The sequence below is a fragment of the Bacteroides sp. Phil13 genome (genome assembly GCF_001940965.1).
Taxonomy (GTDB): Bacteria; Bacteroidota; Bacteroidia; order Bacteroidales; family Bacteroidaceae; genus Bacteroides; species Bacteroides intestinalis.
The window spans coordinates 165,308-182,154 of the sequence record NZ_MSHA01000081.1; the positions used below are offsets into that span (position 1 = coordinate 165,308).

Annotated in this window: 14 protein-coding genes; 12 read left to right on the plus strand and 2 right to left on the minus strand. The window is 34.3% G+C overall.

Features of this window, described 5'->3' with window-relative positions; all coding sequences use genetic code 11:
- Positions 1 to 69: 69 nt before the first annotated feature.
- Genes BWI44_RS15470 through BWI44_RS15490 form a run of 5 tightly spaced genes read left to right on the plus strand, consistent with a single transcriptional unit; the run spans position 70 to position 6,073 of the window.
- Positions 70 to 588 (plus strand): hypothetical protein, encoded by a 519-nt coding sequence (locus BWI44_RS15470; protein ID WP_118422614.1) that lies wholly within the window; start codon positions 70 to 72, stop codon positions 586 to 588.
- The gene (locus tag BWI44_RS15475) at positions 566 to 1,951 is read left to right on the plus strand and encodes a hypothetical protein (protein WP_195209422.1); all 1,386 of its coding nucleotides are present in this window, start codon (positions 566 to 568) and stop codon (positions 1,949 to 1,951) included. The genes BWI44_RS15470 and BWI44_RS15475 overlap by 23 nt, the downstream gene beginning before the upstream one ends.
- A 14-nt stretch (positions 1,952 to 1,965) precedes the next feature.
- On the plus strand, positions 1,966 to 4,704 hold the full coding sequence (locus BWI44_RS15480) for a JAB-like toxin 1 domain-containing protein (protein ID WP_195209421.1): 2,739 nt from the start codon (positions 1,966 to 1,968) through the stop codon (positions 4,702 to 4,704).
- A gap of 13 nt (positions 4,705 to 4,717) precedes the next feature.
- Positions 4,718 to 5,719, plus strand: coding sequence for an Imm65 family immunity protein (locus tag BWI44_RS15485; protein WP_195209420.1), 1,002 nt, complete (start codon positions 4,718 to 4,720; stop codon positions 5,717 to 5,719).
- Between the two features lie 39 nt (positions 5,720 to 5,758).
- Positions 5,759 to 6,073 carry an Imm65 family immunity protein gene (locus BWI44_RS15490; protein WP_118422611.1) on the plus strand — a complete coding sequence of 105 codons (315 nt, stop codon included), beginning with the start codon at positions 5,759 to 5,761 and terminating at the stop codon, positions 6,071 to 6,073.
- Between the two features lie 836 nt (positions 6,074 to 6,909).
- Here BWI44_RS15490 and BWI44_RS15495 read toward each other — a convergent pair.
- Together BWI44_RS15495 and BWI44_RS15500 are read right to left on the minus strand one after the other, a co-directional pair.
- A complete protein-coding gene (locus BWI44_RS15495) occupies positions 6,910 to 7,431 on the minus strand; it encodes an FHA domain-containing protein (RefSeq protein WP_007662631.1) in 522 nt (173 codons plus the stop codon).
- Between the two features lie 48 nt (positions 7,432 to 7,479).
- Positions 7,480 to 8,613 (minus strand): HU domain-containing protein, encoded by a 1,134-nt coding sequence (locus tag BWI44_RS15500; RefSeq protein ID WP_195209419.1) that lies wholly within the window; start codon positions 8,611 to 8,613, stop codon positions 7,480 to 7,482.
- Positions 8,614 to 8,881: 268 nt separating this feature from the next.
- On the opposite strand from BWI44_RS15500, the gene BWI44_RS15505 reads away from it, so the two are divergent.
- Genes BWI44_RS15505 through BWI44_RS15535 form a run of 7 tightly spaced genes read left to right on the plus strand, consistent with a single transcriptional unit; the run spans position 8,882 to position 16,808 of the window.
- Complete coding sequence (locus tag BWI44_RS15505) at positions 8,882 to 9,685, plus strand: polysaccharide biosynthesis/export family protein (protein ID WP_007662622.1); 804 nt, start codon at positions 8,882 to 8,884, stop codon at positions 9,683 to 9,685.
- A gap of 12 nt (positions 9,686 to 9,697) precedes the next feature.
- Positions 9,698 to 11,254 (plus strand): GumC family protein, encoded by a 1,557-nt coding sequence (locus BWI44_RS15510; RefSeq protein WP_021967696.1) that lies wholly within the window; start codon positions 9,698 to 9,700, stop codon positions 11,252 to 11,254.
- 4 nt (positions 11,255 to 11,258) lie between these two features.
- The gene (locus tag BWI44_RS15515) at positions 11,259 to 12,443 is read left to right on the plus strand and encodes a hypothetical protein (RefSeq protein WP_007662619.1); all 1,185 of its coding nucleotides are present in this window, start codon (positions 11,259 to 11,261) and stop codon (positions 12,441 to 12,443) included.
- Entirely contained in the window at positions 12,418 to 13,728 is a 1,311-nt protein-coding gene (locus tag BWI44_RS15520) for a lipid II flippase MurJ (protein WP_195209417.1), read from the plus strand. The genes BWI44_RS15515 and BWI44_RS15520 overlap by 26 nt, the downstream gene beginning before the upstream one ends.
- An 11-nt stretch (positions 13,729 to 13,739) precedes the next feature.
- The gene (locus BWI44_RS15525) at positions 13,740 to 14,747 is read left to right on the plus strand and encodes a glycosyltransferase (protein ID WP_195209416.1); all 1,008 of its coding nucleotides are present in this window, start codon (positions 13,740 to 13,742) and stop codon (positions 14,745 to 14,747) included.
- Entirely contained in the window at positions 14,713 to 15,606 is an 894-nt protein-coding gene (locus BWI44_RS15530; protein WP_007662616.1) for a glycosyltransferase, read from the plus strand. The genes BWI44_RS15525 and BWI44_RS15530 overlap by 35 nt, the downstream gene beginning before the upstream one ends.
- A gap of 11 nt (positions 15,607 to 15,617) precedes the next feature.
- Positions 15,618 to 16,808, plus strand: a complete 1,191-nt coding sequence (locus BWI44_RS15535) for a glycosyltransferase (RefSeq protein WP_195209415.1) — start codon at positions 15,618 to 15,620, stop codon at positions 16,806 to 16,808.
- The last annotated feature ends 39 nt before the right edge of the window (positions 16,809 to 16,847 follow it).

Sequence of the window (16,847 nt, forward strand, 5' to 3'; positions counted from 1 at the left end):
GTACAAGGGGAAACATATTCATTTATTTATAATGGAGAACAACCGTTGCCATATAAAACATCCTTCGCTATGGATTATTGGGGATTTTACAATGGCGCAGAAAATATATCTTCACTTACCGGTTACCGCCACACACTTATACCCTCTATTGAAGGATTAGGAATTAATCAAAACGCACTTATAATTCAGGGACAGGAGCTACCAGCACAAACAGCTGTCAGGAATGCGAGTCGTAAATATATAACGGCTAATATGCTAAAAAAAATAACATACCCGACGGGAGGTAGTGTAGAATTCGAATTTGAACCTCATACTTTTACTAATGCCAAAGTCATTTCAAAAGAAGATTTAGAAAAGTATGCTCCTAAATTGGCATATTTAAATACGGTGAATAACAATAATGCAGAGTTTTCCACTCCATTTGTAACTTTCAATATTCCATTTGCACAAACTGTAACCATAAATGTAACAGTCCGTTTTGATGATTATTCAGCGAGTCAAGTCGAAGGTTCAGGAACAATTATCAGGCAGGTTGGTTCTACCGGAGGAGGTATTCTAAAATCATGTGACATCACAAAATGTAACTGATGAACATTCATATCATGTTGTTGAATCATTTACATTGGAAGCTGGGGATTATGTAATGTCATCTACTTTAGCGTCAACAGTTCCCAATCAAGGTTACACCGCCCGTAATGTTAGCGCTGCAACATTAACTTACAAATCACAAATATTCAATGTAGATATAGACACTTTGGAACATATTGGTGCCGGAGTGAGAATAAAAACTATTACCCAAAGGAATAATACAGGAGAAATCTTAGAGAGAACCAAATATCTTTACAAATTGGATAATCATAAAAGTTCCGGTCTGTTGATGATTCCTATTAACTTTGTGACTGATCATAATATCCGTCATGGTCTGGATAATTGTCCTATACATAGCATAGTAGACCATCAATTTCGCAGATATGATGCACAAACAGATGCTACACTTTGCTATTTTCCAGAGAACTACAGTGGACGCTTAATCAGGAAAAGTACATATGATGCAAATAATAAACTCGTAAAAGAAGAAATTAATGAATACTCCATTGCCAATAAGGCTAAAGAATTAGTCAATATAAAAGTCATAGACAATTATGTTGGTCCTGTAAATCATTGCCTTTCAATTGAAGCACATCCTTATTATAATCCATACATATATAATGGACGTTTTTTTATAACTTTATATCCATACATTGCTTATGACATCCAGTTAACTCAACAAACAGAAACTGAGTATTTCAATTCAGTACCAATAAGCAAAGAAAAACTTTATACATATAATCAACGTAATCAAATATCAACCTGTCAAACAAGTACCAGTCGTTCCGACTACATTCAGGAGACATATAAATATGCTGCCGATTCTTCTTTCTATAAAGATCACTTGGACTATAATGTACTTACTGCAATAATGGGATATAAACGTACATCAGGCAGTTCAACAGCCATTTTAGAAAATAAGTATGGAAATGCATTTACTAAATTCACATTGCTTTCAAGTACGGAGTCAAGCAATATATCACCCAAAAGACGTACTGTTTCATATAAGTATGATAGTAAATGGAATCCTGTCGAAGTAACCTATCAAGACAGTTCGTCGGTTGTTTATTTATGGGGATATAAATATTCCCGGATTATTGCAAAAATTACTAATATTACATATGCCAAAGTACTGTCTCGATTAGGAGAAAGTTCGTTGAATACTCTGTGTAGCTCAAATATCCCCAATAGTACTTCACTCTATAATTTGCAAAATATATTTTCTGATTGTGAAGTTACCACATGGCTTTATAATCCATTATACGGAGTTAGTGAAGTAAGGTCACCCAATGGATTAAAAACATTCTATGAGTATGATGCTATAGGCAGAGTTTCTGAGATAACACCACTTCTTCTCCATTAAACTGTCTTAATTACATGGTTAATGACAACGGAGCTTTGGTGTCCAGCAATCAGTATTACGCCGCAGGACAGTTATATGTAACCAAAAGTACTGATGAAGATAATAACGTTGGGTATACTTTTACAGATAAGTCGGGACATACCATATTAACACGACAAATCTCAGGAAGTCAAATTCTTGATACATATTATGTGTATGATGGACTTGATAATTTACGATACGTTCTTCAACCGATGTATCAGACAAATGCCAATCTGAATATGTATGCTTTCCAATATAAATATATGGGAAGACAATTGTGCATAGAGAAAAAGATGCCGGGAGCAGAAGCTATTAAATATGTATATGATAAGTTGGACAGACTCATATTCTCGCAAGATGGCAATCAACGGTTACAAAACGAATGGACTTTCTATTTGTATGATAGGTTGAATCGTCTTACAATACAAGGCATTTGTATGGAAATAGACCGGCTAAATTTAATTCCCGATGTAGTAGTAACTTGCTACAGAGAAAATAGCAATACAGGTTTGGGGGGAAGTGGATATTATTCTACATTTATACCGATTGATAAGGTCAAAGAAATACATATTGTGAATTATTACGACGATTATAAGTTTTGTTCATTAACAGGATTTTCCGGTGTACCACATTTCTCAATGGGCAGCAATGCCAAAGGCTATCTAACCGGTAATGTCGCTACTATTTTGGAAGATGGTAAGAAACTATATTCCGCTAATTATTACGATGTCAAAGGCAGAATGACAAAAAAGGTCTCAAGCAATCATATGAATGAATATGAAGTGGATAATATTACTTATTCTTTTACTGATAAACCATTAACAGCAAGTCATACACATACAGCAATAAATGCAACAGAATTATATACTTATGTTTATGATCATGCAGAACGCCTGCAAGAAGTAAGACACAAATTAAATGAGAATAGTGAAGTAAAGCTTGCTATCAATACCTATGATAAGTTAGGGAGATTAAAAACCAAAACACATCATGGCACTTCAGGACATAAGCTGACTTATGAATATAATATACGTAATTGGTTGACCCAAATCAGCGGAAGACTTTTCGAACAAAATCTTTATTATAACACAGGGAGTGGAAGTCAATGTTATAATGGCAATATTGGAAGTATGACTTGGAAGAGTGGGGAAGACGGTATACGTGGTTATAAGTTTACTTATGATAATATGAGTCGCATGAGAAATGCTATTTATGGCGAAGGAACAAGTATCACTCCTCCTACAGGAAAAAATTTCTCAGAGAATGTGATCGGTTATGATTATAATGGAAACATTACCGGTCTACAAAGATATGGTAAGGTAAGTGGAAGTACTTATGGAAAGATTGATGATTTATCCATAACGTATGTGGGCAATCAACTTAATAATGTGACCGATGCCGCAACAGATCCTCTTTATAATGGTGCATTTAACTTCGTTGATGGCAATAAAACTTCTATTCAGGAGTACAAATATGACTCTAATGGTAATTTAGAACAAGATTATAATAAGAAAATAGCTAAGATTCAATATAATAGTTTAAATTTGCCAAGTACACTACAATTTGCAAATGGTAATAGCACGAATTACTTATATGGTGCTGATGGTATGAAACGACGAGTAACCCATAAAACAGCAATTGCCAATATTTCCGTACCAATGGGACAGATAAAGGAATTGGCAAGTAGTCAGATTTCTCAGACTAATACTACTGACTATTGTAGTAATGTGATCTATGAAAATGGAGTTCTAAGCATGATTCTCACTGAAGAAGGTTATGTGACGTTAAGTGGAGATGCTCCTATTTATCATTATTACTTGAAAGATCATCAAGGCAATAATCGGGTTGTCATAAATCAGGCAAGTACGGTTGAGCAGATTAACCATTATTATCCTTTTGGCGGTTTGTTTGAGGTAAATACTACTACTTCAGGTATTCAGTCTTATAAATATAATGGGAAGGAATTGGATAGAATACATGGGGTTGATTGGTATGATTATGAGGCGAGAATGTATGATGGGGCATTAGGGCGATTTACGACGGTGGATCCATTGACGGAGAAGTATTATTCAACAAATCTTTATGCTTATTGCAAAAATAACCCTATTAACAGAATTGATCCAGACGGAAAGGATGATTATCTTTTAGAACCTAGAGGTAGATTGCATAATTGTACCCCTTATGCACAAAGAGGGAAAAGTGGCGTTGATAAACTCCATAGTTATTCAGGAAATAGCAAAAGCCCTATGGGGAAAAGTATTACAGTAAAATCCGGTTTACTCTCTCAAATGTTAGAAGTACAAAAGAAAGAAGAAGGATATAGTACTTATGGTAGCACTCGAAATATAGAGGATGCTGCAGAAGTTTTCAAATTTGCCGCAGATAACAGTAAGGCTGAATGGAAGTTCGATGTATACAATGATGATGGTGCATTTACAGCTGTTGTTGCTACGGATCAGAAAGAAAACAATGTTCAAAATGGAGATTACGCTCAAAAAGAATTGTCTGTAAATGGTACAAAAGTAGTAAATATTCATTCTCATCCTGATCCTAATGGTACTAAGGGAGGCTCTGATAAAGATATGGAGAATGCCAAGCGAAGTTCTGCAAGAAATGGTGTGTATTTTAAAGCTAACCAAACTTTATATGAATATAATGGTACCCAATCGAACATTAGAGAGATACCCATTCAAAGTGCAGTTGACCTTTTAAGGCAGTTAGGTATTTATTAAAAAGATATTGATCATGGATAGAACAAAAGCTATATTAATTTGTCTGTCGTGCATTCTTTGGGGCTGCACTTATAGGTCGAATGATTTCTATCAGAGGGCTATTAATTATGTCATTCCCCTTGTAGATAGCGGATATATCGTTGATGACTATATTCATCTATATGAGTTGGCAACGAACGATTCAAATAGTGTCTACGAAATCTCTGGCATGAATAGTCCGTTCAGTAGACCGGAATACCCGTCTAAAATAATAAGAGAGAAAGGTAAATACTTTTGTTTTACAGAATTGGATGAGCCAGAATTATCTGCAGAGCAAGTATATAAGTTAACTAATCAATACAATGCAACTTTTGAAAGTTCAAACTTAGATTTCTGGCTTCTAGGTATTTCCAAATATAAAAAAGATAGAGTATTAATCAAAGATAGTACAGTACGTGTTAGACTAATTGAGTATTCCGATCTTTGGCCTTATCTTTCAGGAGGTAAACCGAACGATAACGCTCTTTTCATGTGTTTGTCTTCTCACAACTTGGTGCTTTCGAGATCAGATACTTTAATTCCTGATAGTCTGATTTTTTATATACAAGAGGTTTCAGGCGAAATTGATATCTATAATAGAACCGATTCTGCATTTGTTTTCTTTCCTGATAACCAAGGGAGAACCTATACAGTCGTAAATGGAATTGATATACTTGAACTTTTTATACAAGAATCATTTCCTGTAGAAGTCGCTCCTCATGATTCTCAAACATTGCACTATGTAAGCAAAAAGAATAAGTCTTTTTTTCAGAATCTATCAACTAATCATACGTGGGATGCCTTATACAGGCTATTTTCTGATTCAACATTCTGCTTTTTGAAAGCAAATGGTGAAAATGTATCTATTCGTTTATTACACAATGATTTTCGTATTTCTAGTAAGATTATGGATGATTCTGGAAAAGTTTTAGATGAACTTTGGAATGAAAGAGTATTTAATAAGGAAGAACGCTTGCAAAGATTTTTTAGCTATTAAGAGAAAGTAGAAGAGTGATGATTGAGAGATTACAAAGATATGGCAAACTTAATGGCAATAATAGCGAGAATAATGCAGTGTTTATTCTTTGAGAGCATGAATAATCCTATTTTCTTTAAGTCACTACCCCAACAAGAACCATGGTATAAATTATATAATTTGCTTCGTGATTCAACTTTTTACTTTCAAAATGAAAAAGGAAAGTATATAAAATATTCTATTCCTTTTGGTGATACCTATTGGCTTTTTGGTGTAAAGGATAGTCTAGGACATAATTTGTATGATCTCTATAAAAGAGGGGTAAAAGAGAATTTGAAGAATATAGAAAGTTTTGATGAATGGGATTCTAATTGATATCATACAGGTATTCAGAAAACGTCATGGAGATTTGGGAAGCTTGATTACAATTGAATATTCATTAGTTATTGATTCTGTTGATGTGTCCGGACGTTATATTCCCGAATTATCAGGTATCCATTTTTTATATAGTCGAGACAGTTTAATCAACAGACAAACAAATGAAAAATATTACAATCAAAAGTTCGTAAAAAAATAGAAAGCATACACTAAAAGCTACTAATTGTGACTAAAGAATACATCTGAAGGAGGTTATCAGGGAATTCAGCGATCAATAAAAAGTTGGCTCAGGTTACTCTCACTACTCTCACTATTAAAGTAGCTTATTGATAATTAGACTATTAAGTGTGGGTGAGAGTAAAAATCCGGCGTGAGAGTAAACCGCTTACTCTCACTTTCTGAATTTGCATTTTTATGGATTAACTTATTATTTTACAATGAAATACCCAGTATTTAGTATCTATATTGAGGCTGTCTGTAATCTGGTGTTTTTTTAGACTTTTCTCCCCGCGTAAACGATGAATATGTCACATTGCTATGATTTACTTGAGAAACTTGAATGAGGGATTAATAGGTTTTACATGAGAGATTGTATTATTCTGTCTTAAGGAAGATCCTGTTCAGCCTTAGGAATTATCAGCTATCAACCTTGGTTAACAGGCCTATCAACCTTGGTTAACAGGCTCGTCAACCAAGGTTGATAGAGTTGTTAACCAAGGTTGACACCTTTTCAGAGTTACTGCAAATACACAAAATCAATGAGGTAAAGTAAAGTGAAGCCTAGTTGCTATTCAGTTAGCATCAAAGCTTCTGCCGCAGAATGAATGGGCCAACTATTCCGCCGTACGCAAAATGAACGTCGTAGCTCCAATGGTAACAATGGCTCCGTCTTCAATGCGAATGCGATCTTTATTTCCTAGTATTTCATTATTCAGGAAAGTTCCGGTCAGACTGGGAGCATCCTGCAGAGTATAAACAAGCACGCCTTGCTTATTGCGCTTCACGTTAATAATGCAGTGACGACGATCCATACTCATATCCGAAGTTTCAATGGGAGTATTGATATTAGTACCAACACAACGACGCCCAATCACATTATTGCCCTCCTGCAAAGGTAACACTTGCTTAAATCCGAATACATTCTCAATCACCGTAATGCTACCGAAAGCATCCTTGAATTCTTCTTCGTCAGGACGTTCTTCTTTTTGAGGAGCACGCATTTTGGTTTTTCCCAGACGAATACTAAATTGCTTACCACAATGCTCACAAACGAAAACCAAAGATTGGCCTTCGCTATATTTTGTTTCATCAAATAAAAGATAGTTCTCACATTTAGGGCAACGGATACGCTTCATGACAATTACAAATTAAAGAATTAAAAATTAAAGCAAAGTAAATGCTTCCTACTTCTTCAAAACCCAAGCATTCTTATATGTTTCATCCTGGCGAATTCTAGCCAATGCTTGATAGGCCTCTACTTCCGTCCCGCAAGATTCAATGCTAACACGCATTTTACCATCACCGACAATCGCTTTTGCACCCTTAAAACCTTTAGAAATCAACTGAGCAGCCATTGTTTCTGCATCTTGTTCAGTTCCAACGCTGGCAATGATAATATGATAAGGTCTTTTAGGAGTTGCAATAACCGGTTTAGCTGTAGCAGGCTGTACATTCTGCTTGGGAGCTTCAGTCGTTGTAGCTGAATGGGAGGCTTCTTCCTTCACTTTTGTTTCAGAAGCAACAGCTGGTGTTTTGCCAACCTTAACTTCTCTGACAGCAACAGGAGCTACAACTTTCTTAGTTCCGGCTTGTTTATCTGTTGCAGATTTGCGTGTAGGAGTATTCTGCTTTACAACAATCGGTGTAATGGCCAGAGATTGTTTTTCTATTTTTTCAAATAATTCATCCGGAAGTAATTTTGCATAGTTTTCCTCTATCACTTCTGTATTTTCTATCGGAGTAGAAAAAAAGAAAGAAAGCACTATAGCAGCTACTACTGCAGCAGCATTTGTCAGATATGCACGATTAATTTTGATTGCGAAAGTACGCTTTTCTTCCTTAACAACAGTAGGCATTGAATAAGAAACAGCCTTTTCTGCCTGTGGCTTTCCCAAAGCAGATAATTCCTTCATTTCAAATGCATCCAAGCCGTATAAATAGGGAGTTGTGATTTTATTATCGTATGGTGCGAAGTCGAAAGTGTTATGAATCGTATAACGTACTTCGCCAACATTGGGCAAATCAACCTTACCTTCTTCGTGTAAAACAGAAATCAATTCATTCACTTTACGTTCTACCATCTTGGTAGCATCAGAAAAGTTGGTTCCATATACAGACATATAAGATTGAACCAGCAAACCGTCATTCATCTTCAGTTGTGGGTTAAAACCGATGATACGGGTAGGAGGCAGGAAAATATTCTCTTCTTTCACTCTCGTAGACGGAGCATAATGAGCAACAAATCCTCCCAAACCCGGAACAATGACGCAGTCATTTTCCAATAACAAAGTTTCTATATGTTGTGCCAATTCAATCATGGTACAAAAGTAACGGAAATCTCGGATATAAGCCAGTTTCAGGGCATTTTTCTTTCAACAACTTATCAACAATATGGAATAACACAATGCTTTCTTTGAATAAAAGCCAGCTAATTCGTTAATACCTACACGAAAATACTATATTCTACCTTGGAGCATTAATGCACAAATAATAGACAATTCAACAATAAACTCATAAAACTAACGTTTATTGGCATAAGAAAGCTATTTTTGCAACCGATCAATCTATAAAATATAAAAATATACGATGAAGATTAAAACGCTGATATTTGCTTTTACTATTATATTATTGACGTCGTGCAAAACGACGACTAATAACATCACCTATTTTCAGGATTTGAATAACCAATCGGCAGTTACTACAGGAAAAGCTGTGAATTATACTCCGCGTATAGCTCCCGATGACCAATTATCCATAACTGTATCAGGTATGGACCCTAATGCAGTCGCCACATTCAACATACCACTTGCCAGCTATCTGGCACCTGGAGAAACAAATGTGACCTCCACACCTGTACTTCATACATATCTGGTCAATTCACATGGAGAAATTGACTTTCCAGTATTAGGTAAACTTCAAGTTGGTGGAATGACACGTAGCGAACTTACCGATATGATGACTAAAAGGATTTCTGCCTATGTAAAATCTCCAATTGTTACAATACAAATACGGAACTTTAAAGTCTCTGTATTAGGAGAAGTAAACAAACCAGGAACCGTAAATGTACCTAATGAGCGCTTATCTATACTTGATGCTCTTGGCATGGCAGGTGACTTGACAATTTATGGAAATCGCACCAATGTGCTACTAATTCGCGATAATAATGGACTAAAAGAATATCATCGTTTTGACCTTACTTCTGCAGAAATGCTAACATCTCCTTATTACTATTTGCAGCAAAATGATGTTCTCTATGTAGAACCAAACAAAGCACGAAAAGGAAATGCGAAATATAGTCAAAATGGGCAGTTTAACGTATCATTGGCTTCAACTATAATTAGCGCTTTATCTGTATTAGCATCACTAGGTATCGCATTGTTAGTAAAATAACCTCTTTTGTTTATGAATGACGAAAATATACATATTGGAAAGCTATTAAAACAGTTTCTTTGCTATTGGAAGATCTACATACCCATTGGAATTATCTGTCTGATTACCGCTATATGCTTTCTGATAGTCACACCTAAAGAATATGAATTTACTGCTCGGATGCGACTAATTGGCAACAACCATGGTATGATGTCTGAGTTGAAAATGTTAAAAACCAGTGGTATTAGTGCATTACTTGGGGGTAGTACTTCAGGCATTAGTATAGAAGATGAGATTATTGTACTAACATCACGTACTAACATGACCAAAGCCATTCTTCAAACTAATTACCAAATGGAGATACGGCAACAACGTGGTTTGAAGAAAGTATTACTTTATGGAAAAGATGTCCCCTTTACCGTTCTTTTTCCTGAACAGTTTTTAGATACTATCAGTGAACCGGTAAAGATAAAAATGACATTATCAAATGGAATGATGCAGTCAGCAAAAATTCAATCAGAGCTATTTGAAACCATGAAAGTGCAAGATCAATCTTTACCTTGTCGCTTACAGCTTCCGGTTGGTACAATAATGCTTGCTCCCAATAGTGAGATTTCAACTTTTGACAAACAAACATTCAATATAAAGATCACTCCGTTGCAAAAAGTTTATGAAGATCTATATAAAAAGATAACAGCTGGGGCAGAAGAAACTATTTCTGATATCATATTATTGAGTTTTGACAACGAAAACAAACAGCGTGGACGTGATTTTCTGAATGAATTAATGTCTGTTTTCAATCAATACTCAAGAAATGTAAAAGTACAAGAAGCGGAACTTAACGCCCAATTTGTAAGAAGTCGCTTGGATACAATCACTACGGAACTTGCCTATCTGGAACATAAAATTGAAACTTACAAGAAACTGAATAACATTCCAGAACCCACACTGTATGCCAAGGTTGCCATGACAGGAAAACAAGAATTAGAAAGTGTGATTTTAGAAATTGAAGCACGTATAAAAATGATGGATTATGTAGTGGAATATATGCAAAATCCAGAAAATGAATATGCTTCTATTCCTGCCTTTGAGGGAATAGGAGAGAAATCTATCGCTTTGTATAATCAATTAGTACTTGACCGTGAACGTCTACTACTTGCTTCTGAAAAAGGGAATCCAGCCTTATTGCTTGCCGATAAACAATTGGCAGAACAACGTAAAATGTTGTTGGAAACAATCGCTGCAACTCGAAATAGCATCAAAGCCAGTCTAAATGAACTCAACAAGAAAAATCATATATTCAACAGTCAACTGAGTGAACTGCCCACACAGGAACGAGAATATATTGAGATGAAACGCCAACAGAAAATCAAGGAAACGATTTACCTGTTCCTCATGCAAAAATTACAAGAAAAGAGTTTGATAAACTCTCCAGATGAACAAGCTGGAAGAATAGTGGATGCTGCTTATTGTTCGGCAAAACCCGTTTTTCCCAAGAAATTGATTGTATTGGCAATAGCTTTTATAATAGCTTGCATCCTTTCCTTAATTAGTATTTATTTGAAAGTATTCGTTTTTACAAAAAGATAATCTCATGCTTTCACAGCTAGTCTGCTCAAAAAACAATTTATTCTTTGCCTTTCTTGTGGCAGGCTACATCTTTGGTGTCATCTTATATGATTTCATAGAATTTAAATATACTGATGAATTAATGGCACTTTTCCTATGTTTATTTGCAGGCATTGTGGTTTGGGAAAGAAAAGCATGGAAAGAGCTGATTCCTGTGACGATTGTTGTTTTCATCTTCTTTTTTTATACCATTTATTCATTTATAATACAGAGTAATATTCCGAAAGCCATTCTTACAGATTTACTCATTCAGATAAAACCTTTTCTCGGATTTTATTGTGCCTACCTAATTGCTCCACAGCTTTCATCTTCTCAAAAATACTTTATCAGCATTCTTTGTTTAATAGTAGGAGGATTATTGATTATTGTTGGGTTATCAGGTCAAATTGATTTCGTGTTTGGACATCCTTCCCGTTTTGCAACTGCGGCTATTGCTACCGCTTTTTTATTTCTTTATTGCAGCACTTATAAATGGAGTGATATCCTTATATTCCTATTTTTGCTAACCATAGGCTTTTTCTCTACCCGAGCTAAATTTTACGGTTTTTGGGTAGTGGCTATCAGCCTTATAGTATTTACTAAATTAGGCGGCCAGATGCGCTTAAACTGGAAAAGTATTGCAGCAGGTATCCTTATATGTCTACTCGCCATTTGGTTTGCCAAAGAGAAAATAATAATTTATTATGTCGATGGAATGATGAATTCCCGCGAAATGTGGAGTCGGCCTGCCATGTTATTTACATCTGGACAAATTTTTTATGACTATTTCCCATTTGGATGTGGACTAGGAAGTTTTGGTACTTTTGCATCAGCTGAATATTATTCTCCTATTTACGAAATGTATGGACTTAACCATATATGGGGGTTATCAAAGAATATGCCTATTTTTATTTGCGATGCTTTTTATCCGGAATTAGCCCAGTTTGGAATAATTGGAGCTATATTATACTTTTTTTTCTGGTATACAATTATCCGGAAATCAGCTTCCCAAAACATACAAAAGAGTACCTGTATCTGGATGATCTTTATATTCTTTCTTATTGAGGGTATAGCAGACTCCACTTTTACACATAATCGCGGATTATTTATTTTGATAATATTAGCCCTCATGATAATAAGAAAAGATGAAGTTGAACAGCGAAACATATAAAAAAGGTGCCATTCATTCATCTTTCTTTAGTGTGCTGGCTAAAGGGGTGGCATTTATGCAACATTTACTGATTGCTTATTATTTTGGTGCCAATACCGGAACTGACTTATATTTCTATTTATTTAATCTGGTAATAATGATAGGAGGAATGATACAGACAATTACAACTTCAATCCTCATACCACAATCTATGCTATTACGACATTCTATTTCTACAAAAGCTGAAATGAAATATCTGAATGCTTTTATGTATAGCTTTATCTTTATTATTTTCTTACTCATATTTCTTGTAAGTCTTGGAGGAGATAAAGTACCGGAATTAATAACCAATTTCCCAACAGATGAGATAAAAAAATACATATCTATTTATTATGCATCTCTTATATTGATGATACTTATGGCCACCAATCTGTATCTGACAGAAATATTAGTTTCATTCAAATTTTTTTCTTTACCTTTAGTTTGCAATTTGTTACTGAATGGAGGAATTATCTTTGCTTTACTATTATTTAATAATACAATAGGTGTCGTATCTATGATATATGGAAGCTGTATAGCCAGTGTAATTAATATAATAATACTAATTATTCTCATGAGGAGGAAGTTACAGTGGAAGTTCTTTTTAGTTGATTTTTCTGTTATTTCCTCCCAATGGAAATCCATAACTGGACTAGCTATTAATCAGGGAGTGGTCATTTTTTCTTCTACTTTTCCTATGTATTTGTTATCCTATTATCAACCGGGAGTCATAACCATAATCAATTATGCACAAAAATTCATCCAGGCTCCTTTAGCATGGATACAACAATTTACAGCAGTACTACAAATAAAACTCAATAATTTAAAAAGCAATAGGAAAGAAAATGAAATCTACCAATCAGCTTCTCAGATAGCAATTCGCTTATTCTTACTCACTTTGTTTACATCACTAGTAATATTCTTATTACGTGATTTCATTGCCGAAACTCTTTTTGGATTAGGGAAAATGCCTATCGAAGCAGGAAATAAACTATCTCATCTTATCGGTTTACTAACATTCAGTATGCCTTTTACAGCTATGAGTTTAGCCTATATGAAAGTATTTTTCACGCAGGGATATATTCGGCAATATATTAGTATTATGGTATTTGTAAATATCATATCTTGTATAATGTATGCCGTCTCCATTTATTATTGGCAAGAAAACGGATATGCTTTTGTATACATATTCATCGAAATGCTTACCACATTGATAATATGGCTCTATTTACAGAAACGATTAGAGAAGAAAATACATCATTTATAATTTGAGAATATATGAACTATATTGTTTTTGATAATTTCCATGATAATAATGGATATATAGTCGAAGCACTGAGAAAAAAGGGAGTCGACATAGAAGAAATATATTCTCCAGATAGCAAATATAAATGGATTGCATGGCTAAAAGGAGTATTGAATGCTATTCTAAAGTCTTCTTCTGGCGACACATTAATATTTTGGTATGATTTTCAGGGTATTATCTTTTGGGGGGTATGTAAACTACTTTGGACAGAAAGAAGAATCATAATTCTGAATCTCTTATTGAAAAACAAACCGACTTTCAAAAATAAAATTGTATCATACTTATATAAATCAGCATTACAAGCAAATAATGTAGAAGCCACAGTAACATCCCTAGAATATGGTGAAGCACTAAATAGTCAACTAAGAATTAAAAGTTCATATATGCTTTTGCATGATGTCTATCCTTTTGACGAAAAGGAAGAAACAGAATATAAAAACTATGGAACCAAAGTATTTTGTGGAGGAAATAATGGTAGAGATTGGGAGTTAGCTATAAAAATTGGTCAAAGTATGCCGAATGTACAATTTACTTTGGTTATGCCCACTTTTATTCAAAAATATTATTCAAAAATTAAAATATCCGATAATATACACATTTTGGGGAATGTATCATTGGTTGAGTTTAATAAATTGCTACAAGAGTCATCCATTGTAATGCTTCCACTTAATACTGATGCACCTGCAGGACTCATTGTTATATTCCAGGCTGCATCGCAACAGAAAACAGTCATAACAACATCCACTCCAGTAACCAAGGAATATATTGATAACAAAACAGGAGTACTTTGTGAAAACAATATTGACCAATTTAGAAAAGAGATAGAGTATCATTTGCAACACCCTGACATTGCTAAAGCGAAAGGAAAAGCGTTGTATAACAAACTAAGATCAGAGTGCTCAAAAGAACTATATACCAGTAAACTTTATAATATTTTACTTCATAATGAAAACCGTATCGGTCATACTTGCATCCTATAATGGCGAAAAATATATAAAAGAGCAAATAGATTCTATCCTTGCCCAAACTTACCCTATTTATGAAATACTAATAGGAGATGACGGAAGTGCGGATAATACGATGAGCATTTTAAATGATTATGCATGTAAATATGGGAATATTAAAATCATATCATCGAATGGCAAGCATGGAGTCAATTATAATTTTAAGCGATTAATGGATACTGCATCTGGCAACTATATCGCTATATCAGATCAAGATGACATATGGTTTCCTGAGAAAATAGAAATAATGATGAGAGAAATAGGAACTCATGTACTTGCCTATAGTGATGCTATACCTTTCTCTGGAATGCTCATTCCTTATAATAAAGAGCAAAGTGTTGAATTTGACTCATATATACCAGAAAATAGTATTGAAGATATCATGTTTAATAATGTAGTATCAGGACACCGAATGTTGGTAAAGAAGGAATTTATCAATGAAATTCATGAATGGAACTTTGATGTTTACTACGATTGGTGGTTAGCTATTTCAGCGTCATATCGCAATAGTATAATCTACATTCCTTGCCCTTTAGTTTTTTGGCGAAGACACGATCACTCTATGACACTTCTTAGCCCCAAGAGAGAGAAAAAAATATTTAAGGTGTTTAAATTTATAAGAAGAAGACATTCATATTTTCAATCTTTGCTAAAGCTATTCAATGATTTAGGTATTGAAAATGAGAAGCAGCTTATAATATATAAATTAGCCCATAAATTTGCCTCAAGATCTGTATGCATTAATCTATATGGTTGTTTTTACTATTGCATTAAGATAAAATCAAGACTATCATATAGTACCTTTATAAAACCACTAAAAATGTGGTCTAAATGAATATATAAGCTATGAAGATTCTACTTGTCAATAAATTCCTTTATCTTCGAGGCGGAGATTGCATTCATACCCTGAATCTTGGCCAGATGTTGCGCAAAATGGGACATACCGTTCGCTTCTATGCTATGGATCATTCAAAAAACATAGAAAATGAGAATAGATTTTTTTATGCAAAAGAAATTAATTTTTCTTCTACTAAGCTATCTGGTAAATTTGAAGCTACCAGACGTATCTTATGGGGAACAGGAATAGAAAATGGGTTCCAAAAATTATTGAAAGATTTTCATCCAGATATAGTACATTTAAATAATATTCATTCTTATCTTTCACCTCTGATCGCCAAACTTGCACAGAAACAGGGCATTAAAGTGATCTGGACACTTCATGATTACAAATTGATATGTCCAACCTATAATTGTCTTTGCAAAGGAAAAATTTGTGAGGCCTGCTTCAGTAATAAAACGAATATAATACTTCGTAAATGTATGAAGAATAATCTTTTAGCAAGTGTATTAGCATGGGGAGAAGCCGTAAATTGGAATAAGAATAAACTTTCTGCATGGACAGATATATTTATTTGTCCCAGTCACTTTATGGCAAAGAAAATGCAGCAAGGAGGTTATCCAGCAGATAAATTGCAAGTTATTAGTAACTTTATAGGGGAAGAACAAGCAGAATATATAAAAAATACAACTTATCCCGCACAAGAGAAGGCTTATGCATATATAGGACGGCTTTCAAGAGAAAAAGGAATTGATTCGCTTTTAAAGGCTGCATCCCAACTACCTTATAGACTATATATTGCAGGTACCGGTCCATTAGAAGTAGAGTTGAAGAAGAAATATACTACAAATAATATTGTATTCCTTGGACACTTGACAATGGAAGATACTATAAATCTTCTAAGAAAAGTGTGCTTTACTGTTATTCCATCAATTTGGTATGAAAATAATCCCCTCAGCGTAATTGAATCTCTATGCTGTGGTACTCCTGTATTAGGTCGAGATATTGGAGGAATACCTGAATTATTAGAATCAGATAACTGTAACCTTCTTTTTACACAAGATGAAGAATTGCCGGCACTTATCACTAAAATGTTTGATACGGTTGTCTCTAATAATCGAAATGAATTATCTGCCACTTCACTACGACGTTTTTCTAGTGAGCAATATTATCGAAAGTGGCTTAAGATTGTAGAATAAGAAATAATGTTTTCGTAAATTAATAAATAGTATATATAC

Coding starts and splice junctions, on each gene's coding strand:
- BWI44_RS15470 (WP_118422614.1), top strand. CDS start 70: ATGGATTATTGGGGATTTTACAATGGCGCAGAAAATATATCTTCACTT.
- BWI44_RS15480 (WP_195209421.1), top strand. CDS start 1,966: ATGGTTAATGACAACGGAGCTTTGGTGTCCAGCAATCAGTATTACGCC.
- BWI44_RS15485 (WP_195209420.1), top strand. CDS start 4,718: ATGGATAGAACAAAAGCTATATTAATTTGTCTGTCGTGCATTCTTTGG.
- BWI44_RS15490 (WP_118422611.1), top strand. CDS start 5,759: ATGGCAAACTTAATGGCAATAATAGCGAGAATAATGCAGTGTTTATTC.
- BWI44_RS15495 (WP_007662631.1), bottom strand. CDS start 7,431: ATGAAGCGTATCCGTTGCCCTAAATGTGAGAACTATCTTTTATTTGAT.
- BWI44_RS15500 (WP_195209419.1), bottom strand. CDS start 8,613: ATGATTGAATTGGCACAACATATAGAAACTTTGTTATTGGAAAATGAC.
- BWI44_RS15505 (WP_007662622.1), top strand. CDS start 8,882: ATGAAGATTAAAACGCTGATATTTGCTTTTACTATTATATTATTGACG.
- BWI44_RS15510 (WP_021967696.1), top strand. CDS start 9,698: ATGAATGACGAAAATATACATATTGGAAAGCTATTAAAACAGTTTCTT.
- BWI44_RS15515 (WP_007662619.1), top strand. CDS start 11,259: ATGCTTTCACAGCTAGTCTGCTCAAAAAACAATTTATTCTTTGCCTTT.
- BWI44_RS15520 (WP_195209417.1), top strand. CDS start 12,418: ATGAAGTTGAACAGCGAAACATATAAAAAAGGTGCCATTCATTCATCT.
- BWI44_RS15525 (WP_195209416.1), top strand. CDS start 13,740: ATGAACTATATTGTTTTTGATAATTTCCATGATAATAATGGATATATA.
- BWI44_RS15530 (WP_007662616.1), top strand. CDS start 14,713: ATGAAAACCGTATCGGTCATACTTGCATCCTATAATGGCGAAAAATAT.
- BWI44_RS15535 (WP_195209415.1), top strand. CDS start 15,618: ATGAAGATTCTACTTGTCAATAAATTCCTTTATCTTCGAGGCGGAGAT.